Genomic DNA, 16671 nt, shown 5'->3' on the forward strand with positions numbered 1-16671 from the left:
TTTCTTCTACTCCTCATCATCTGGCATATCGACGTTATGATATACTTCTTGCACATCATCATTTTCTTCCAACTTTTCTATGAATTTTTCAAATTTTTCATAATCGCTATCAGAAAGTTTTACCCTGTTTTGCGGAATCATCGTTATTTCAGCGGAAGACATGACATATCCCGCCTTATTTATTGCATCTTTAACAGCTTGAAAGTTAGAAGGATCCGTCAAAATCTCATATTCATCGCCATCAGATGAAAAATCGTCAGCTCCTGCATCTATTGCAACCATAGCCAATTCATCTTCATCGATATTATCACTCTTTTCCACCGTTATAATGCCTTTTTTGTCAAACATCCAAGCGACGCATCCAGTTGAACCTAAGCTTCCACCGCTTCTATCAAATATATGCCTTATATCTCCAGCAGTCCTATTCTTGTTATCTGTCAAAGCCTCTACTATTATTGCAGAACCTGCAGGTCCATATCCTTCATAAACGACTTCCTCCAAATTACCACCGCTTAACTCTCCAGTGCCTTTCTTTATAGCCCTCTGTATGTTCTCGTTTGGAAGGTTATTAGCTTTGGCTTTTTCTATAGCATCCCTTAATTTGCTGTTAGTCTCAGGATCACCGCCTTCTTTCGCCGCCATTATTATGTCTTTTGTAAGTTTTGTAAATATTTTCCCTTTCTGCGCATCCATCTTTTCTTTTTTGTGCTTTATATTAGCCCATTTTGAATGTCCAGACATAAAAATAAACCTCCTTTACTTTGTGCCAAAATTATTTTATCAAAAAAAGCCTCATAAGTAAATTTAAAATCGCTTCAAAAAATCAGTCATATCATTAAGACTAATACATAAAAATTTTAAACCTATACATATCTTATGTCAATTATGCAAGAATAATATAATAAAAAGTTTAAGGTGATATTGATGAAATGAAAAGATATGTAAAATTAATACTCATTGGCTTTATGACTGGAGTTTTAAATGGACTATTTGGAGCTGGCGGTGGAACTATCATCGTACCTTTTATGGTTTTTTTGCTTGGAATCGAAGACCATAAAGCACATGCGACAGCGATATCAATAATTCTTCCACTGACAATTTTTAGCTCTATCATATACATTAAAAGCGGCATATTTAATTTGCCGATAACTTTAAATGTTACACTGGGCAGTGTAGTAGGCGGTCTTTTAGGTGCATCTATCTTAAATAAAGTTCCTATAAAGTATTTGCGAAAAATATTTGGAATGATAATGATTGCTGCGTCTATAAGGATTTTATTGACTAAATAATTTCGAAAGGGATACAATGAAATGAAATTATTTATAATAGGTTTTTTATCTGGCATCATTGGGGGCATGGGTATTGGCGGTGGAACAATTTTAATCCCAAGTTTGACTATTTTTGCAAATATTGAGCAACACATGGCTCAAAGTGTAAATTTATTATCATTCATTCCGACAGCCACCATCGCACTCCTATATCATTTAAAGCAAAAAAATGTAGTTTTAAATATTATTTTAAACTATAGATGAGAAAATTCACTAACATAAATTACCATAATAAACTTACATGAAAAAATTTAATAAAAAATAGAGACAAATGCTCGCTTCTATGGTATTAATATGTTGTTACCCTATAACAATATTAATCATAGGAGTGGAGCAAATGTCTCATAATAAAAGAATAACAGAAAATTCATCAATAATCCAGTACTTAATGAAATTAAATTTTGCATTATATTTTACTAAACCTGTTATTCGTCATATTGTAGAATTTATAATTGCTGCCACTCAAAAAGGTTATAGTGGTACTGTTACAGATATAGTTAATTTAAGCCTTGCTAATTGCCATAGAACTACATTTGGCAAATTCTTAAGCCAAGGTGTTTGGAATATAGAGTATGCATGGAGAGCAATAAGGCGAGAAGTTATTCGCATTATATTTGAATTATCCCAAACTAGCAACAAGCCGATATTTGTGATTTTTGATGATACTATTGCTGAAAAGACAAAGCCTTCGTCACAGGCTAAACATACTATCCAGGCAACAGGATTCCATCAATCACATTTAAAAGGGAAGCAAGTTTGGGGACATCAACTTCTTACCATGATGCTATCTTGCGGCAATGTGGTATTACCTTACTGTATTGAGCGCTATGAAAAAGGTGGCAAAAGCAAAATCGAAAGAATATGCGAAATGGTATCTATGCTTCCAATACCTAAAGGACCAGCATATGGACTATGTGATTCATGGTACATAAACAAAAAAGTAATAGAAGCACATTTCGAAAGAGGATACCATCTCATAGGAGCACTAAAAACTAACAGAATTATCTATCCACAAGGTATCAGAATTCAGATAAAAGATTTTGCCCAATATATCGAAAAGAACGAAGTTTGCCTCGTTACAGTAAACGGTTCTAATTACTGGGTATATCGCTATGAAGGAGCCTTAAATGGAATAGATAATGCTGTAGTAGTATTGTGTTGGCCTGAGAAAGCTTTTAAAAATCAGAATGCTCTACATGCATTTATCTGTACTGATACTGAATTAGATACCGAGACTATTCTAAATTACTACAGTCAAAGATGGCCTATAGAAATATTCTTTAGGCAGACAAAGAATAATCTTGGACTAAATACATATCAAGTACGCTCAACAAAATCAATAGATAGATTATTATGGCTTATATCATTGACATACCTGTATTGTACGACTTCAGGTGACGAATATTGCAAATTTGGGCAAGGAATAAAAATAGTACGCAAAGAAGTACAAAAGCAGCGTGTTCAATGGCTGTATGAGCGAGCTAATAATAATGTATCTATTGATAAAATTTTAGCAGAACTACAGTTAGCATAGGTGTAGTGCATCTATTTGATGGTAATATTTTGTTATCAATTTTTCTCATCTATAGATTTTAAATATAATATTAAGCGGTTTAGTGGGAAGTCTTATCGGCTCATATATATCAATTTACATCAATTCATACATGTTAAAAAGGCTATTTGCAGTATTCCTATTTATCATGGGAATTTACGAAATAATATCAAAGCAAAAGATAGGTGAAAAACAAAATGAAAAAGCGCAAAATAAAAAAATCAAGTAAAAAATTTAAAATAAATAAATCTAAACTGGAAGTATGCGAAAACTATTATGTTACAAATGACATTAATTGGGATGGCAGAGGCGAAACTTGATTACTTTCGCCTATCTGTCTCCATCATTACACACGTATTGTAAACAACATTAAGTCCTAAATTATTAGCTTTTTCAATCAGTTCATCGCTTTCAGCTCCTGGCTGAAACCAAATAATATCCACACCGAGTTTTGCCGCTTCTTCAACAAAAGCATCACCTATTTTAGGGGATACAACCATATCAACAACCTCAGGAACAACTGGCAGCTTTGATAATGATTCGTAGCACTTATCACCATCAACAATTTCATAATTAGGGTTAACAGGATAAACAGTATAACCTTCCAACTTTAAATTTTTGTATATCTTGTAGCCAAACTTATTTTTTCTATCTGTAGCACCTACAACAGCCCATACCTTTCTCTTTAGAGCTTCTTCAACATAATCCATTTTATCACACCTTTCAAATTATCTTATCATTAGATACTTATTTGTCCTCTCTTGGCATTTTCCGTTTATATATGACATTTCATCAATAGGTTTAACAAGTAAAACAGATGTATGGGAATGTTTTCTTTTGGCTCTCGGCATTCTATTGCCGCTTTCAAAAGCGTCTATTATATTTTTAGCTTTAAAGTACCTTGTAACAGTTATTTCTTTTGAATTGCCTAAATGACCACATGAAATCAAGACTTTGTAATAATTCATTTAATGCACCCCCAGAATATGTGGCAATTCAAATTGATTTTATTAAATTCTATACAAGGTACAAAATGATTATTCTAAATATTTATCACCCGTTTTATAGAGATATAAATCATTTCCTTCTTTAATGATAGATTTTGCGTTTGTCAAATTTATAATATGCTTTATAAAATCATCTCTTTCGTCATATTTAACGTACACAGTCAATATAACCTTGTCAGTGTATTCGATATTTTTAATTATATAATTATTTTTCAACAACTCGTTTTGTACTGTGCCAAATATAGTGTAATCTACAGTTATGTACAAACTTTTAAACAGGATCTTTTCAACGATAGTTGCAGCCTCAAGCCCTAGCTTTGCGCTCTTGACATAAGCCCTTATTAAGCCACCAGCACCAAGCAGTATACCTCCAAAATACCTTGTCACAACAACAGCTACATTTTTTAATCCTTCATTCTTTATAACATTTAAAACAGGTACGCCGGCTGTGCCAGAAGGCTCCCCATCATCGCTATACCTCTGTACCTCATCCCTTTCTCCTAAAATATAAGCATACACATTGTGTGTAGCATCCCTATGAGCACTTTTTATACTATTTACAAACTCGATTGCTTCATCTTCGTTTTGTACAGGTTTTGCATGTCCTATAAACCGCGATCGCTTTATTTCTACTTCTTTACATCCATATTTATATATCGTTTTATAAGTATAGAGCAAACTACCACCTCGTAATAAATTATACCAAACTTTTGCATAAAAATAAAAGCCATAAGGCTTTTATTTTTATGCAATAACCTTGTTTAAAGATTTGTACTTGTAATAAGAAACGTTTACTAAAGCCCTGTCCTGACTATAAGTTATAAGTTCCAAAGCCTTCTCAATTGGGTAAAAGCCGCCGTCTGAAAAGCCATCTTCACTGCTAATATTGAATTCTCCATCATCTGTAGACATTAAATACCATGTGATTTTATTGTAGACAGGACGTTGACGTGTAACAGAATAGAATTCATAGCTAGTTTCACCAGCAGTAGACAGGACATTCAAAGATTTTAAGCCGGTTTCAGCCCGTACTCTCCTTAACGCTGCATCAACAGACAGTTCATTGTTTCTTATTGCGCCTTTAGGCAATACCCACTCATTTTTTTCATTCTTTAGGAGAAATACCTCATCTCCCCTAAATACAACTCCACCAGAACATTCTCTTATTAACATATATAAGCCCCCTAAGCTTTTTATATTTATTGTGATTTAATCACAATATTTGCTTATTATATAATATTCTTTATAAACTCTTAAATTCCTTCTAAAATTTTATTTTTAATTTTATTTTATTATTTCCACAACAAAAGAAAATTATGTATAAATTTATCTTCGTTTCTAAAAATGGTTAAAAATCTTAGAATAATTAATATAGATTCTATCAAAAATATATTTGAAAGGAGCGATTTGAATGCATATTATTTACCATTGTTACGGAGGAACTCATACATCGGTTATAGCTTCTTATATCCATATTGGGATGTTGCCAACAGATAAAATTCCTTCAAAATCAGAAATTGAAGGAATTCCTATGTTTGACAGATTAAATGGTCAAAATGATACAGGTCATATAGTATTAATAGGTACAGATGAATATGGAAACAACGTATATTCTTTAGGCGTAAAAAATGGAAAAAAACTCGTGGAGCCAGCTTTAAAAGATCTATATTATCATTTATTCAATACAAATGATGGTTTGCTTATTATTGATACATCATCTGCTACAAACTGGATAATGAAAATAGGTGGTTTCACGTCCATAGCTTTGAAAATGCCTGTAATAGGAAGACCTCTTGTATCATATGGAGTGACAAAAGCATACAAAAACATAGTTCAGATTGTAAAAAATGTAAAAGCACAAGAAAGTGCTGGATATAACGCTATCAAGAGACAATAAAATCTTTCAACACATTTCTCTCCATCGCACTTACTTGTGCTTTTATCTTGATTCCTTTTTCATCATACTCCTCTTTTAAAATTTTAGAGTTTTTCTTCAAAAACAAGTATTCATTATTGTTTGCATAAGAGAAATAGAAATCCAAAATAGATAAATCACTGTATGCAAATCTATCAATCATTTCTAACAATTTGTCAATGCCAATTCTTTCTTTAGCAGAAATATATACACTATCACCTTTGTTTTCAGGCACCTTGTCCAAAAGATCGGATTTGTTGTACACATTTATCTTAGGCTTATTAATCACATCAAGATCTTTAAGAACACCCTCAACCACATTGATTTTATGCATTACATCTTTCGCAGATATATCTATAACATGAAGTAAGACATCTGCATATTTTAGCTCCTCCAATGTAGACTTAAAAGCTTCCACCAAATCATGTGGCAACTTTCTTATAAATCCCACCGTATCAATTAAAACAATTTCTCTCCCAGATGGCAAAATAAGTTTCCTTGCTGTTGGATCAAGTGTAGCAAAAAGCTTATCTTCAGCATAGACAGAAGCATTTGTAAGTACATTCATCAATGTAGATTTGCCAGCATTTGTGTATCCTATTATGGCTACGACAGGAACTTCATTTTTTTTCCTTCTCCCTCTTAAGAGCTCTCTGTGTCTTCTTAAATCATCTATTTTTGCTTCGATCGCTCTTATTCGCTCCTTAATATGTCGCCTATCTGTCTCAAGTTTTGTCTCACCTGGACCTCTTGTCCCTATACCACCACCTAACCTCGATAAATCATTTCCGATTCCTTGAAGTCTCGGCAATCTGTACTTCAACTGAGCAAGTTCAACTTGAAGCATACCCTCTGCCGACTTCGCTCTTTTCGCAAAAATGTCTAGAATAAGACCTGTCCTATCGATTACTTTTTTATTCACAACATCTTCGATATTTTTAATCTGGATACCCGTAAGCTCATCATTAACAATTATCATACTAACATCATTATTTCCAATGAATTCTTTTAATTCCATAAGCTTGCCTTTACCTATATAACTTGTCCTATCTATGTTCGTTCTTGATTGTGTCACTACACCTACAACTTCTGCACCGGCTGTCTCTGCCAGCTCTTTTAATTCGTCCATGCTTTCATTATCTTCATCATTTATAATTACTCCCACTAATACTGCCTTTTCCTTGCTATCATTCATTTCATTGCCCATAAAACTCACTCCACACATGTATTCGATACATATATATTATCCTGTCTTAACAAAATAATCAACATTTTTAAATTAGGTATTGAAATTTTAGCTTTTATATGATAATATATCTAATGTGACGTGCCGAAGTGGTGAAACTGGCAGACGCGCTGGACTCAAAATCCAGTGGTAGCAATACCGTGTGGGTTCGAGTCCCACCTTCGGCACCAAAGTTAATCTAATAATTTTGTTTTTATAGGTGAAGTTTGACTACATTTTGACTACACAAAATATATGAATATAGAAAATGAGTGTGTTGACTACAAAAAGTAGTCAATTTTTTATTTTGGAGCTATAGATGAGAAAAATTGATAACAAATATTACCATAAAATAGATACACTACGCCTATGCTAACTGTAGTTTTTCTAAAATTTCATCAATAGGTACTTTATTATTAGCTCGCTCATACAGCCATTGAACACGCTGCTTTTGTACTTCTTTGCGTACTATTTTTATTCCTTGCCCAAATTTGCAATATTCGTCACCTGAAGTCGTACAATACAGGTATGTCAATGATATAAGCCATAATAATCTATCTATTGATTTTGTTGAGCGTACTTGATATGTATTTAGTCCAAGATTATTCTTTGTCTGCCTAAAGAATATTTCTATAGGCCATCTTTGACTGTAGTAATTTAGAATAGTCTCGGTATCTAATTCAGTATCAGTACAGATAAATGCATGTAGAGCATTCTGATTTTTAAAAGCTTTCTCAGGACAACACAATACTACTACAGCATTATCTATTCCATTTAAGGCTCCTTCATAGCGATATACCCAGTAATTAGAACCGTTTACTGTAACGAGGCAAACTTCGTTCTTTTCGATATATTGGGCAAAATCTTTTATCTGAATTCTAATGCCTTGTGGATAGATAATCCTGTTAGTTTTTAGTGCTCCTATGAGATGGTATCCTCTTTCGAAATGTGCTTCTATTACTTTTTTGTTTATGTACCATGAATCGCATAGTCCATATGCTGGTCCTCTAGGTATTGGAAGCATAGATACCATTTCGCATATTCTTTCGATTTTGCTTTTGCCACCTTTTTCATAGCGCTCAATGCAGTAAGGTAATACCACATTGCCGCAAGATAGCATCATGGTAAGAAGTTGATGTCCCCAAACTTGCTTCCCTTTTAAATGTGATTGATGGAATCCTGTTGCCTGGATAGTATGTTTAGCCTGTAACGAAGGCTTTGTCTTCTCAGCAATAGTATCATCAAAAATCACAAATATCGGCTTGTTGCTAGTTTGGGATAATTCAAATATAATGCGAATAACTTCTCGCCTTATAGCTCTCCATGCATACTCTATATTCCAAACACCTTGGCTTAAGAATTTGCCAAACGTGGTTCTATGGCAATTAGCAAGGCTTAAATTAACTATATCTGTAACAGTACCACTATAACCTTTTTGAGTGGCAGCAATTATAAATTCTAAAATATGACGAATAACAGGTTTAGTAAAATATAATGCAAAATTTAATTTCATTAAGTACTGGATTATTGATGAATTTTCTGTTATTCTATTATTATGAGACATTTGCTCCACTCCTATGGTTAATATTGTTATAGTGTAACAACATATTAAATACCATAAAAGCGAGCATTTGTCTCTATTTTTTATTAAATTTTTCATGTAAGTTTATTATGGTAATTTATGTTAGTGAATTTTCTCATCTATAGATTGAAGATTGTAGTTTTAGTTATTATTATGGGGAGTGGCGATTTTATGCTATCGAGAAGTTAAGAGACTTCAACACTAAAAAACTTTTCTTAAAATCCAGCTATCAATGCTCATCCTTAGAGTGATAGTGAGGTCTTTTTTTCAAAAAAACCTAAAAATACTTGACACGATCTGGGCCATATAAAATATTTGCATAATGACTTTAATGGTGCCTATAATTTACTTAAAAAATGTGAGAAGTATTTTTTAGCACGATACTATTATCTCGATTTATTGCTGCTTTATGATGATTTATACAATATGACAAAAGACATTTCTTATTAAAGCAAAGCAAAATGAGATTATGAATATGAATGGGAGAAAAAATATAGTGATGGATTCATTGCTGAACCATCACACATAGCTATACAAGTTTTTTCTCCTCTTTAATCCTTTCAAAAAGTGGCGACATCTGCCTCAATCTATCTACTATCTTAGGCAGCTTGTTTATTACCGTATCAATTTCTTCTTCCGTATTTTCTTCTCCTATGGTAATTCTCAATGAACCACGTGCTATTTCTTCTGGCAGGCCGATTGCCAATAGCACATGAGACGGATCAATGCTTCCTGCTGTACATGCAGAACCGCTGGATACGCAGATTCCTTCCATGTCAAGGCTTAGTATAAGCGATTCACCATCAACAAATTCGAAAGAAACATTGACATTCCCAGGAAGTCTTTTTGTTGGATGTCCATTTAATCGGGTATATGGAATTTTTAGTATCCCATCAATAAGCTTGTCTCTAAACATTGTCAGTTTCTTTATGTGCTCATCGATATTTTGAGTGATAAGTTCTATCGCCGTACCAAATCCTACAATTCCAGCCACATTTTCTGTCCCTGCTCTCCTATTTCTCTCCTGTGCACCACCTTGTAAAAGTGTATCAATTCTTAGGCCCTTTCTAATGTAAAGTGCTCCAACTCCTTTAGGCCCGTATATTTTATGGGCTGACATTGACAACATATCCACATCCAATTTTTTTACATCGATAGGCACATTCCCAACTGCTTGTACTGCATCTGTGTGAAACAATACGCCTTTCTCATGAGACACACTTGCAAGCTCTTGGATTGGCTCTATAGTGCCTATTTCATTGTTTGCGTACATTATCGATACAATTATCGTACTGCCTTTTATAGCTTTTTTCAATTCATTTGGATCTACTAATCCATACTCATCTACAGGTAAATAAGTTATTTCAAATCCTTGACTCTCAAGATATTGACAGGTATGCAGTATTGCATGGTGTTCTACGCTGGATGTTATTATGTGATTGCCTTTCTCTTTTAAGGCATATGCAGCACCTTTTAAAGCCCAATTATCTGATTCTGTACCTCCGCTTGTAAAAAAAATCTCATCTGCATTAGCGCAAATTGCAGCAGCTACTTTATCTCTGGCTTCTTCAATTGCCTTTTTAGCTTCTTGTCCATAAGAATAAAGTGAAGACGGATTGCCAAAGCGACTGTTTAAATACGGCATCATTACATCTAAAACTTCTTTTCTTAATGGAGTAGTCGCTGCATTATCGAGATAAATCCTATTCATAAAAGCCTCCTATATATAATACATGTAAGAATTTTTCTGTATCATCTTTTTGTAATCATCAACCATATCCTGGAGCGTAATAGAATCAATCACTTTATTTATAGCATCTCTGATTTTTTCTAATACAACTTTTGTCGGACATCCACCTGATCTGCTGCATTCAAACGGTATATCCTCTACAACACAATCTGAAGGAGCAAGTGACCCTTCCAAAGTTCTAATGACATCGCCTACTGTAATCTTATCAGGTGGAGCTGATAACATATACCCGCCTTGCGCTCCACGTATACTTTTAACCAAATCAGCTTTTCTCAAAACAGCAATAAGCTGTTCTAAATAATGTTCGGATAAACCCTCATTTTCAGCTATAACCTTTAAGGATATCGGTCCCTCACCATAATACAATGCAAGCTCAAACATGGCTTGAACTCCATATCTTCCCTTTGTCGATAATCTCATATAGACCCTCCTTAATACCGACTATTCTGCTCGGATTTCTACTAAATAAAATAACATTATAAATTTGTTTTGTCAATAATTTATTCGAATGTAAAACTAAATGTTATTGTATCCTTATGGCAAATAATTATCCTTAACTATCACCGCTATCTTTTATAAACTTAAGCCACTCAGATATTTTCTTTTCAAACCCCATTGAAGATGGATTGTAATATCTTTTTCCTATTAATTCGTCTGGAAGGTATTGTTGTTTTACATAGTGATTTTTAAAATCATGTGCATACTTATACCCAACACCTCGATTTAAATTTTTTGCATCTTTATAATGGGCATCTTGAAGGTGCATTGGAACAGCACCAGTTTTTAGATGTTTGATGTCATCAAGGGCACTATCTATGCCCATTATAGCTGAATTGCTTTTAGGCGCACAGGCAACATAAATTGCAGCCTGTGCAAGTATTATTCTTCCTTCAGGCATACCGATCTGATTTACTGCTTGCATAGCAGATACGGCTATATTAAGCGCATTAGGATCTGCATTTCCAACATCCTCTGCTGCACAAATAACTATTCTCCTTGCGATAAACATGGGGTCTTCTCCAGCGTATATCATCTTTGCAAGCCAATATAAAGCAGCATCAGGATCAGACCCCCTCATGCTTTTGATAAAAGCAGAAATAGTGTCATAATGATTGTCACCATTTTTGTCATACTTTAGCACTTTTCTTTGGATACACTCTTGAGCTACTTCAATGTCTATGTTAATTACTCCATTTTCATCTCTCTCTGTAGTTAAAAATGCTAATTCTATCGCGTTAAGTGCCGTCCTTGCATCACCATCAGAATACGCAATTATATGATTTAACGCATCATCTGTAACCTTAATCTTTTCATTTCCAAGTCCACGCTTTTCATCGTTTAAAGCTCGTAAAACTATTTCTCTTATATCATCATCACTAAGAGGGTATAGTTCAAATATCATAGACCTTGATACTAAAGGACGGATAACCTCAAAATAAGGATTTTCAGTTGTAGCACCAATCAAAATTATCGTCCCATCTTCAACATACGGAAGCAGTGCATCCTGCTGCGATTTATTAAATCTATGTATCTCATCAACAAATAATATGGTTCTTTTTCCATACATCGACAATCTATCTTTTGACTCATTTACTATTTTCTTTATATCTGTAACTCCTGATGTTACAGCATTTAATTTTTCAAAACTAGATTTCGTCGTATTAGCTATTATATTTGCAAGCGTTGTCTTACCTGTACCAGGTGGCCCATAAAATATAAGCGATCTGACTTTGTCAGCTTTTATGGCTCTATATAGAAGCTTATCATGCCCTAATATATGCTTTTGACCAACAAACTCATCAAGAGTAGTAGGCCTCATGCGATCTGCCAACGGTGCATTGCTTTTTCTAAAATTGTCTTGTGCAAATTGAAACATATCCATGATTTTCACCTTTTACAAACTTTATTCATACATCAGCATTATTATACTATACATATGTATATATATAAAAGTAATTGCAAATAAAAAATGCCACCTTTAATGATGACATTTATCCACCAAGTGTAATATCTTGTTTTGAATACCATTCAAGGGCATCGTAAAAATGTTGAGGCTTAAAATCCGGCCAATAATCATCAATTACATAAAAATCAGAATATATCGACTGGACAGGCAAAAATCCGCTTAACCTCCTTCTGCCACCCCACCTTATGATTAAATCTATTCGCGATATTTCTTTTGATGAAATTAGATCTAATATATCCCTTTTTTCTCCACTGCTTAAAGCCTTTAATGCATTATTCAAATCCCACTGCCATCCATAATTGACAAGAAAATTAACTTTCATCTTTCCACTGCCAATTCTTTTTCGTTTACAATATGGCAACAATTCTTGCGGAAACATGGGAGAATTATAATTTCCTATGACTAAAAGATTTGCATCTTCCTTTTCAAGCATTTTAACAGCATCAATACACGCTTTTTTAAATGCTTCTGTTTGAACAGATGGTCGCTTTGTGTTATCCTGCGTAAATCCATAGAAAGTTAATTCTTTAATGCCAATCTCTCTGCACATCTTATACAATGTAATTCCTGGTTCTAAACCGTATGAATATCCAGCTTCTTTAGGCATATTTCTATTTTGTGCCCAACGTCTATTTCCATCAGGAATAACGCCAATGTGATTGGGAATTCTATACATTTTGTCCTCCTTTCTTTGATTTGATATATACAGTTTTTCCAATTTAATATCTATTATACTCTAATGTATAAATATTTTAATTAAAAAAAACTGTTATGCTATAAAAGCGATAACAGTTTTTCCTTTGTTATAAATTTCTATTTATAAAATCTTCAAAATCAGATTTTGGCCTTGCTCCTATGATTTTATCTACCATTTTGCCACCTTTGAAAAGTCCTATGGTAGGGATGCTCATGATCCTAAATTGCATAGCAAGCTCGTTTTCTTCATCCACATTGATTTTGCCAACTTTCACTTTTCCTTCATAATCTTCAGCTAACTCTTCTATTATAGGCGAAACCATTCTGCAAGGTCCACACCACTCTGCCCAAAAATCTACCAAAACAGGTATATTTGAATTAACTACCTCCTCCTGAAAATTGTCCTTTGTTATTTTAACTTCAGCCATTTTTCTACCTCCTAATTATATTTTAAAAATTCTTTAACTATTAGCTTTTTCTTTTAGATTTATTTTATCCAATAAATAAACCTAAAAATCTTTAAGTCATTTCATAAATTTCATAAATGTCTCAACAAGCTCGTCAATCATGTCATCTTGCTTTTCAGTATTTATAGCATCTTTCACGCACCCAAGAGTATGACTTTTAAGCAATATTTTACCTACGCTATTTATTGCAGATCTAACGGCAGCAACCTGTATAAGGACATCTACACAGTATATGTCTTTTTCTATCATTTTTTGTATTCCCTTTATTTGTCCTTCGATTTTTTTTAGCCTTCTTAGCAAATCGTCTTTTTCATCTTGATATGAATTCATAATTACCTCCCATACCCCTATTAGGTACAAATTTAGTATAATCTTTCCGCGAAAATTTGTCAACATATTTTTCACTTGTACCCAAGTATATCCTTTATGACTTCACCAGCCAATATAAATCCTGCTACAGGTGGTACAAAAGATACACTACCTGGTATCTGCCTTCTTTTGACACAAGTTCTTTCTTTATTTGTGCATATACACTGTTTTTTACAAGTTTCCACATCCAAAAGAGGTTTTATGGGCTTTTCTTTAGAATAAACAACTTTTAGCGATTTTATACCACGTTTTCTAAGCTCATATCTCATAACTTTTGCAAGAGGACATATACTCGTATCGTATATATCAGCCACCTCAAACTTTGTAGGATCCAGTTTATTTGCTGCGCCCATGCAGCTTATAATAGGTATGCCCATCTCATTGCATTTAACGACAAGATCTATTTTCGACGATACTGTGTCAATAGCATCTACTACATAATCATAATCGCAGGACAACAAAATATTGCTATTCTCGCTACTATAGAAAGTTTGATGTGATATAACTTTAAGATTAGGATTTATCTCTAAAAGCCTCTCTTTCATAACTTCAACTTTTGGTTTACCAACTGTCTTTCTTGTAGCATGTATTTGTCTATTTATGTTAGTTAAGCAGACTGTGTCATCGTCTACTATTACCAATTTTCCAATGCCACTTCGTGCTAAAGCTTCTGCTGTGTACGATCCTACACCGCCCATCCCAAAAACAGCGACAGTAGATCTTTTTAATTTATCTAAATTATCTTTCCCTATTAATAGTTCCGTTCTCGAAAAAGCGTGTAACAATGCTGATTCCTCCAATAAAAAATCCCCATAGTGCCGTTAAGTCGGTGGTTTTGAACCTGCTCTCGCAGGTGGGTGCCCTCCTGATAACTTCATATGTCCATTCAAAGATGGCTTATATTCCATTACCAGAGCCCAGGCTCCCTTTTAATAGGTGTTGGCTCAAAACATTACCGCATTTCACGCACACCATAGGGTTTCTAAAAATATATTATCACATTTTTAAGCATTTTTCAAGGTTAAACGTTTATAGGTCAACCTTTATGTGTAATTCATCCAACTGTTCTTTCGAAACTTCAGATGGCGCATCCGACATAAGATCGCATGCATTCTGGGTTTTTGGAAATGCGATAACATCCCTTATATTATCTGTACCCGTAAGTATCATTGTCAATCTGTCAAGCCCATATGCAATGCCACCATGTGGCGGTGCTCCATATTTAAAAGCATTTAATAAAAATCCAAATCGTGCCTCAGCATCTTCATCGTTAAAACCAAGCACTTTAAACATCTTCTTCTGCAATTCTGTATCATGTATCCTGATACTGCCACCACCTATTTCCATACCATTTAGAACTATGTCATACGCTTTTGCTCTTACCTGGCCCGGATTCTTGTCAAGCATTTCTATATCCTCGTCTTTTGGAGCAGTAAACGGATGGTGCATCGCAACATACCTTTTTTCTTCTTCGCTGTATTCCAACAATGGAAAATCGACAACCCACAAAAATTCGTACTTGTTCTCGTCAATAAGATTGTATCTTCTCCCCATTTCCAATCTCAAATGACCTAAAGCATCATAAACTATCATATTGTTTCTGTCAGCTACTATTAATATCAAATCGCCTTTTTCTGCTTCCATGGCATTTAAAACCTGTGCCAACTCATCCTCTTTCAAAAATTTTGAGATTTGGGATTTTGGACCATCATCTGACATCTGTATCCATACAAGTCCTTTAGCTTTATATGTTTTTACGTATTCTACAAGCTCATCTAATTGTCTTCTAGGAATAGATGCTGCACCTTTCACATTTATTGCCCTTACAGAACCACCATTTTCTATTGCATCTCTAAAAACTTTAAATTCAGAGTCTGCAAATATTGATGAAAGATTTTTCAACTCCATTCCAAATCTTAAATCAGGCTTGTCAGAGCCAAACCTGTCCATTGCTTCCTGCCAAGAAATTCTCCTAAAAGGAACTTCCAAGTCGATATTCAAAATTTCCTTAAATATTTTAGCTATCATACGCTCATTTATGGATATGACATCATCTTCATCGACAAACGACATCTCTATATCGATCTGCGTAAACTCAGGCTGCCTATCTGCTCTTAAATCCTCATCTCTTAAGCATTTTGCAATCTGATAGTACCTATCAAAACCTGATATCATTAAAAGCTGCTTAAATATCTGCGGTGATTGTGGCAACGCAAAAAATTTGCCAGGTTGTACCCTACTTGGAACAAGATAATCTCTAGCTCCTTCTGGAGTGCTTTTTATGAGAAGCGGCGTTTCTATGTCTATAAAGCCGTTTTTATCCAAAAAGTCTCTCACAATTCTCGTTATCTTGTATCTTGTAATCAAAATCTTCTGCATCGATGGTCTTCTTAAATCCAAATACCTGTACTTTAATCTAATCGCCTCAGACACATTATTTCTATCCTCCACCATGAATGGTGGTGTCTCAGCTTTGCTTAAAATTTTAAATTCGCTTACGTAAATCTCTATGTTTCCTGTCTCAAGATTTGGATTCACATTTTCTTCCGATCTCTTTACAACTTTACCTGATGCAGCCAAAACATACTCATTTCTCACATGCTGAGCTTTATCAAATGCTTCCTTTGAAAGCTGCTCACTAAAAACAATCTGTATAAGCCCGGTCCTATCCCGCAATTCTAAAAATATGAGTCCTCCAAGATCTCTCCTTCTTTGAACCCATCCCATCACAACGACATTTTTCCCAACATCGTTAATTGTAAGTTCTCCGCACATATGTGTTCTTTTCATGCCTGCCAATTGCTCTCCCATCAA

General features: G+C 34.1%; 19 protein-coding genes, 1 tRNA gene, 1 other RNA gene and 1 pseudogene. 6 read left to right on the forward strand and 16 right to left on the reverse strand.

The annotated features are described in order from the left end of the window. Window positions 1-6: 6 nt before the first annotated feature. Window positions 7-741, reverse strand: coding sequence for a YebC/PmpR family DNA-binding transcriptional regulator (locus THEXY_RS07350; protein WP_013788210.1), 735 nt, complete (start codon window positions 739-741; stop codon window positions 7-9). A 188-nt stretch (window positions 742-929) separates the two neighbouring features. Between THEXY_RS07350 and THEXY_RS07355 the strand changes: the two genes are divergently transcribed. From THEXY_RS07355 to THEXY_RS12900, 4 genes and pseudogenes are all read left to right on the forward strand, one after another. Further along, the gene (locus THEXY_RS07355; protein ID WP_013788211.1) at window positions 930-1289 is read left to right on the forward strand and encodes a sulfite exporter TauE/SafE family protein; all 360 of its coding nucleotides are present in this window, start codon (window positions 930-932) and stop codon (window positions 1287-1289) included. Window positions 1290-1310: 21 nt separating this feature from the next. After that, window positions 1311-1520 (forward strand): annotated as a pseudogene (locus THEXY_RS07360) (TSUP family transporter); the annotation flags it as partial. Window positions 1521-1665: 145 nt separating this feature from the next. Continuing rightward, on the forward strand, window positions 1666-2862 hold the full coding sequence (locus THEXY_RS07365; RefSeq protein WP_013786955.1) for an IS701 family transposase: 1197 nt from the start codon (window positions 1666-1668) through the stop codon (window positions 2860-2862). Window positions 2863-3077: 215 nt separating this feature from the next. Continuing rightward, entirely contained in the window at window positions 3078-3200 is a 123-nt protein-coding gene (locus THEXY_RS12900) for a hypothetical protein (protein WP_268257771.1), read from the forward strand. On the opposite strand, the gene THEXY_RS07370 is transcribed toward THEXY_RS12900, so the two are convergent. The 4 genes from THEXY_RS07370 to THEXY_RS07385 all read right to left on the reverse strand — a co-directional run bounded on the left by THEXY_RS07370 (window position 3201) and on the right by THEXY_RS07385 (window position 5060). Continuing rightward, window positions 3201-3590 carry a CoA-binding protein gene (locus tag THEXY_RS07370; RefSeq protein ID WP_013788213.1) on the reverse strand — a complete coding sequence of 130 codons (390 nt, stop codon included), beginning with the start codon at window positions 3588-3590 and terminating at the stop codon, window positions 3201-3203. It abuts the gene before it with no gap. Between the two features lie 18 nt (window positions 3591-3608). Further along, window positions 3609-3848: a hypothetical protein gene (locus tag THEXY_RS07375; protein WP_013788214.1), complete on the reverse strand. Its 240-nt coding sequence runs from the start codon at window positions 3846-3848 to the stop codon at window positions 3609-3611. Between the two features lie 69 nt (window positions 3849-3917). Beyond that, window positions 3918-4565, reverse strand: a complete 648-nt coding sequence (locus THEXY_RS07380) for a YigZ family protein (protein WP_013788215.1) — start codon at window positions 4563-4565, stop codon at window positions 3918-3920. Window positions 4566-4631: 66 nt separating this feature from the next. Further along, window positions 4632-5060 (reverse strand): NUDIX hydrolase, encoded by a 429-nt coding sequence (locus tag THEXY_RS07385; RefSeq protein WP_013788216.1) that lies wholly within the window; start codon window positions 5058-5060, stop codon window positions 4632-4634. 238 nt (window positions 5061-5298) lie between these two features. Between THEXY_RS07385 and THEXY_RS07390 the strand changes: the two genes are divergently transcribed. After that, window positions 5299-5784 (forward strand): DUF3189 family protein, encoded by a 486-nt coding sequence (locus THEXY_RS07390; RefSeq protein ID WP_013788217.1) that lies wholly within the window; start codon window positions 5299-5301, stop codon window positions 5782-5784. Here the strand turns inward: THEXY_RS07390 and hflX are convergent. After that, entirely contained in the window at window positions 5771-7009 is a 1239-nt protein-coding gene (gene hflX / locus THEXY_RS07395) for a GTPase HflX (RefSeq protein WP_013788218.1), read from the reverse strand. The genes THEXY_RS07390 and hflX overlap by 14 nt on opposite strands. Window positions 7010-7131: 122 nt before the next feature. On the opposite strand from hflX, the gene THEXY_RS07400 reads away from it, so the two are divergent. After that, window positions 7132-7218: transfer RNA gene (locus THEXY_RS07400), tRNA-Leu, on the forward strand. 176 nt (window positions 7219-7394) lie between these two features. Here the strand turns inward: THEXY_RS07400 and THEXY_RS07405 are convergent. The 10 genes from THEXY_RS07405 to aspS form a co-directional block, all read right to left on the reverse strand. After that, a complete protein-coding gene (locus THEXY_RS07405) occupies window positions 7395-8591 on the reverse strand; it encodes an IS701 family transposase (protein ID WP_013788219.1) in 1197 nt (398 codons plus the stop codon). 547 nt (window positions 8592-9138) lie between these two features. Then, window positions 9139-10320, reverse strand: a complete 1182-nt coding sequence (gene nifS / locus THEXY_RS07410) for a cysteine desulfurase NifS (protein WP_013788220.1) — start codon at window positions 10318-10320, stop codon at window positions 9139-9141. Window positions 10321-10329: 9 nt separating this feature from the next. Further along, window positions 10330-10779: an RrF2 family transcriptional regulator gene (locus THEXY_RS07415; protein WP_013788221.1), complete on the reverse strand. Its 450-nt coding sequence runs from the start codon at window positions 10777-10779 to the stop codon at window positions 10330-10332. Window positions 10780-10912: 133 nt separating this feature from the next. After that, entirely contained in the window at window positions 10913-12241 is a 1329-nt protein-coding gene (locus THEXY_RS07420) for a replication-associated recombination protein A (RefSeq protein ID WP_013788222.1), read from the reverse strand. A gap of 109 nt (window positions 12242-12350) precedes the next feature. Next, a complete protein-coding gene (uppS, locus tag THEXY_RS07425) occupies window positions 12351-13001 on the reverse strand; it encodes a polyprenyl diphosphate synthase (RefSeq protein ID WP_013788223.1) in 651 nt (216 codons plus the stop codon). Window positions 13002-13128: 127 nt separating this feature from the next. Continuing rightward, window positions 13129-13449, reverse strand: a complete 321-nt coding sequence (trxA, locus tag THEXY_RS07430; RefSeq protein WP_013788224.1) for a thioredoxin — start codon at window positions 13447-13449, stop codon at window positions 13129-13131. 96 nt (window positions 13450-13545) lie between these two features. Beyond that, complete coding sequence (locus THEXY_RS07435) at window positions 13546-13818, reverse strand: metal-sensitive transcriptional regulator (protein WP_013788225.1); 273 nt, start codon at window positions 13816-13818, stop codon at window positions 13546-13548. Between the two features lie 71 nt (window positions 13819-13889). After that, the gene (locus tag THEXY_RS07440; protein ID WP_013788226.1) at window positions 13890-14642 is read right to left on the reverse strand and encodes a tRNA threonylcarbamoyladenosine dehydratase; all 753 of its coding nucleotides are present in this window, start codon (window positions 14640-14642) and stop codon (window positions 13890-13892) included. Window positions 14643-14660: 18 nt separating this feature from the next. Next, window positions 14661-14840, reverse strand: a non-coding RNA gene (ssrS, locus tag THEXY_RS12390) — 6S RNA. A gap of 46 nt (window positions 14841-14886) precedes the next feature. After that, the gene (gene aspS, locus THEXY_RS07445) at window positions 14887-16668 is read right to left on the reverse strand and encodes an aspartate--tRNA ligase (RefSeq protein ID WP_013788227.1); all 1782 of its coding nucleotides are present in this window, start codon (window positions 16666-16668) and stop codon (window positions 14887-14889) included. Window positions 16669-16671 lie beyond the last annotated feature (3 nt).

The sequence above is a fragment of the Thermoanaerobacterium xylanolyticum LX-11 genome, assembly GCF_000189775.2.
Classification (GTDB): Bacteria; Bacillota; Thermoanaerobacteria; order Thermoanaerobacterales; family Thermoanaerobacteraceae; genus Thermoanaerobacterium; species Thermoanaerobacterium thermosulfurigenes.

Bases quoted from the DNA above. Each gene is read 5' to 3' on its own strand.
- THEXY_RS07350 (WP_013788210.1), bottom strand. From the start codon at position 741: ATGTCTGGACATTCAAAATGGGCTAATATAAAGCACAAAAAAGAAAAG.
- THEXY_RS07355 (WP_013788211.1), top strand. From the start codon at position 930: ATGAAAAGATATGTAAAATTAATACTCATTGGCTTTATGACTGGAGTT.
- THEXY_RS07365 (WP_013786955.1), top strand. From the start codon at position 1,666: ATGTCTCATAATAAAAGAATAACAGAAAATTCATCAATAATCCAGTAC.
- THEXY_RS12900 (WP_268257771.1), top strand. From the start codon at position 3,078: ATGAAAAAGCGCAAAATAAAAAAATCAAGTAAAAAATTTAAAATAAAT.
- THEXY_RS07370 (WP_013788213.1), bottom strand. From the start codon at position 3,590: ATGGATTATGTTGAAGAAGCTCTAAAGAGAAAGGTATGGGCTGTTGTA.
- THEXY_RS07375 (WP_013788214.1), bottom strand. From the start codon at position 3,848: ATGAATTATTACAAAGTCTTGATTTCATGTGGTCATTTAGGCAATTCA.
- THEXY_RS07385 (WP_013788216.1), bottom strand. From the start codon at position 5,060: ATGTTAATAAGAGAATGTTCTGGTGGAGTTGTATTTAGGGGAGATGAG.
- THEXY_RS07390 (WP_013788217.1), top strand. From the start codon at position 5,299: ATGCATATTATTTACCATTGTTACGGAGGAACTCATACATCGGTTATA.
- hflX (WP_013788218.1), bottom strand. From the start codon at position 7,009: ATGGGCAATGAAATGAATGATAGCAAGGAAAAGGCAGTATTAGTGGGA.
- THEXY_RS07405 (WP_013788219.1), bottom strand. From the start codon at position 8,591: ATGTCTCATAATAATAGAATAACAGAAAATTCATCAATAATCCAGTAC.
- nifS (WP_013788220.1), bottom strand. From the start codon at position 10,320: ATGAATAGGATTTATCTCGATAATGCAGCGACTACTCCATTAAGAAAA.
- THEXY_RS07415 (WP_013788221.1), bottom strand. From the start codon at position 10,779: ATGAGATTATCGACAAAGGGAAGATATGGAGTTCAAGCCATGTTTGAG.
- THEXY_RS07420 (WP_013788222.1), bottom strand. From the start codon at position 12,241: ATGGATATGTTTCAATTTGCACAAGACAATTTTAGAAAAAGCAATGCA.
- uppS (WP_013788223.1), bottom strand. From the start codon at position 13,001: ATGTATAGAATTCCCAATCACATTGGCGTTATTCCTGATGGAAATAGA.
- trxA (WP_013788224.1), bottom strand. From the start codon at position 13,449: ATGGCTGAAGTTAAAATAACAAAGGACAATTTTCAGGAGGAGGTAGTT.
- THEXY_RS07435 (WP_013788225.1), bottom strand. From the start codon at position 13,818: ATGAATTCATATCAAGATGAAAAAGACGATTTGCTAAGAAGGCTAAAA.
- aspS (WP_013788227.1), bottom strand. From the start codon at position 16,668: ATGGGAGAGCAATTGGCAGGCATGAAAAGAACACATATGTGCGGAGAA.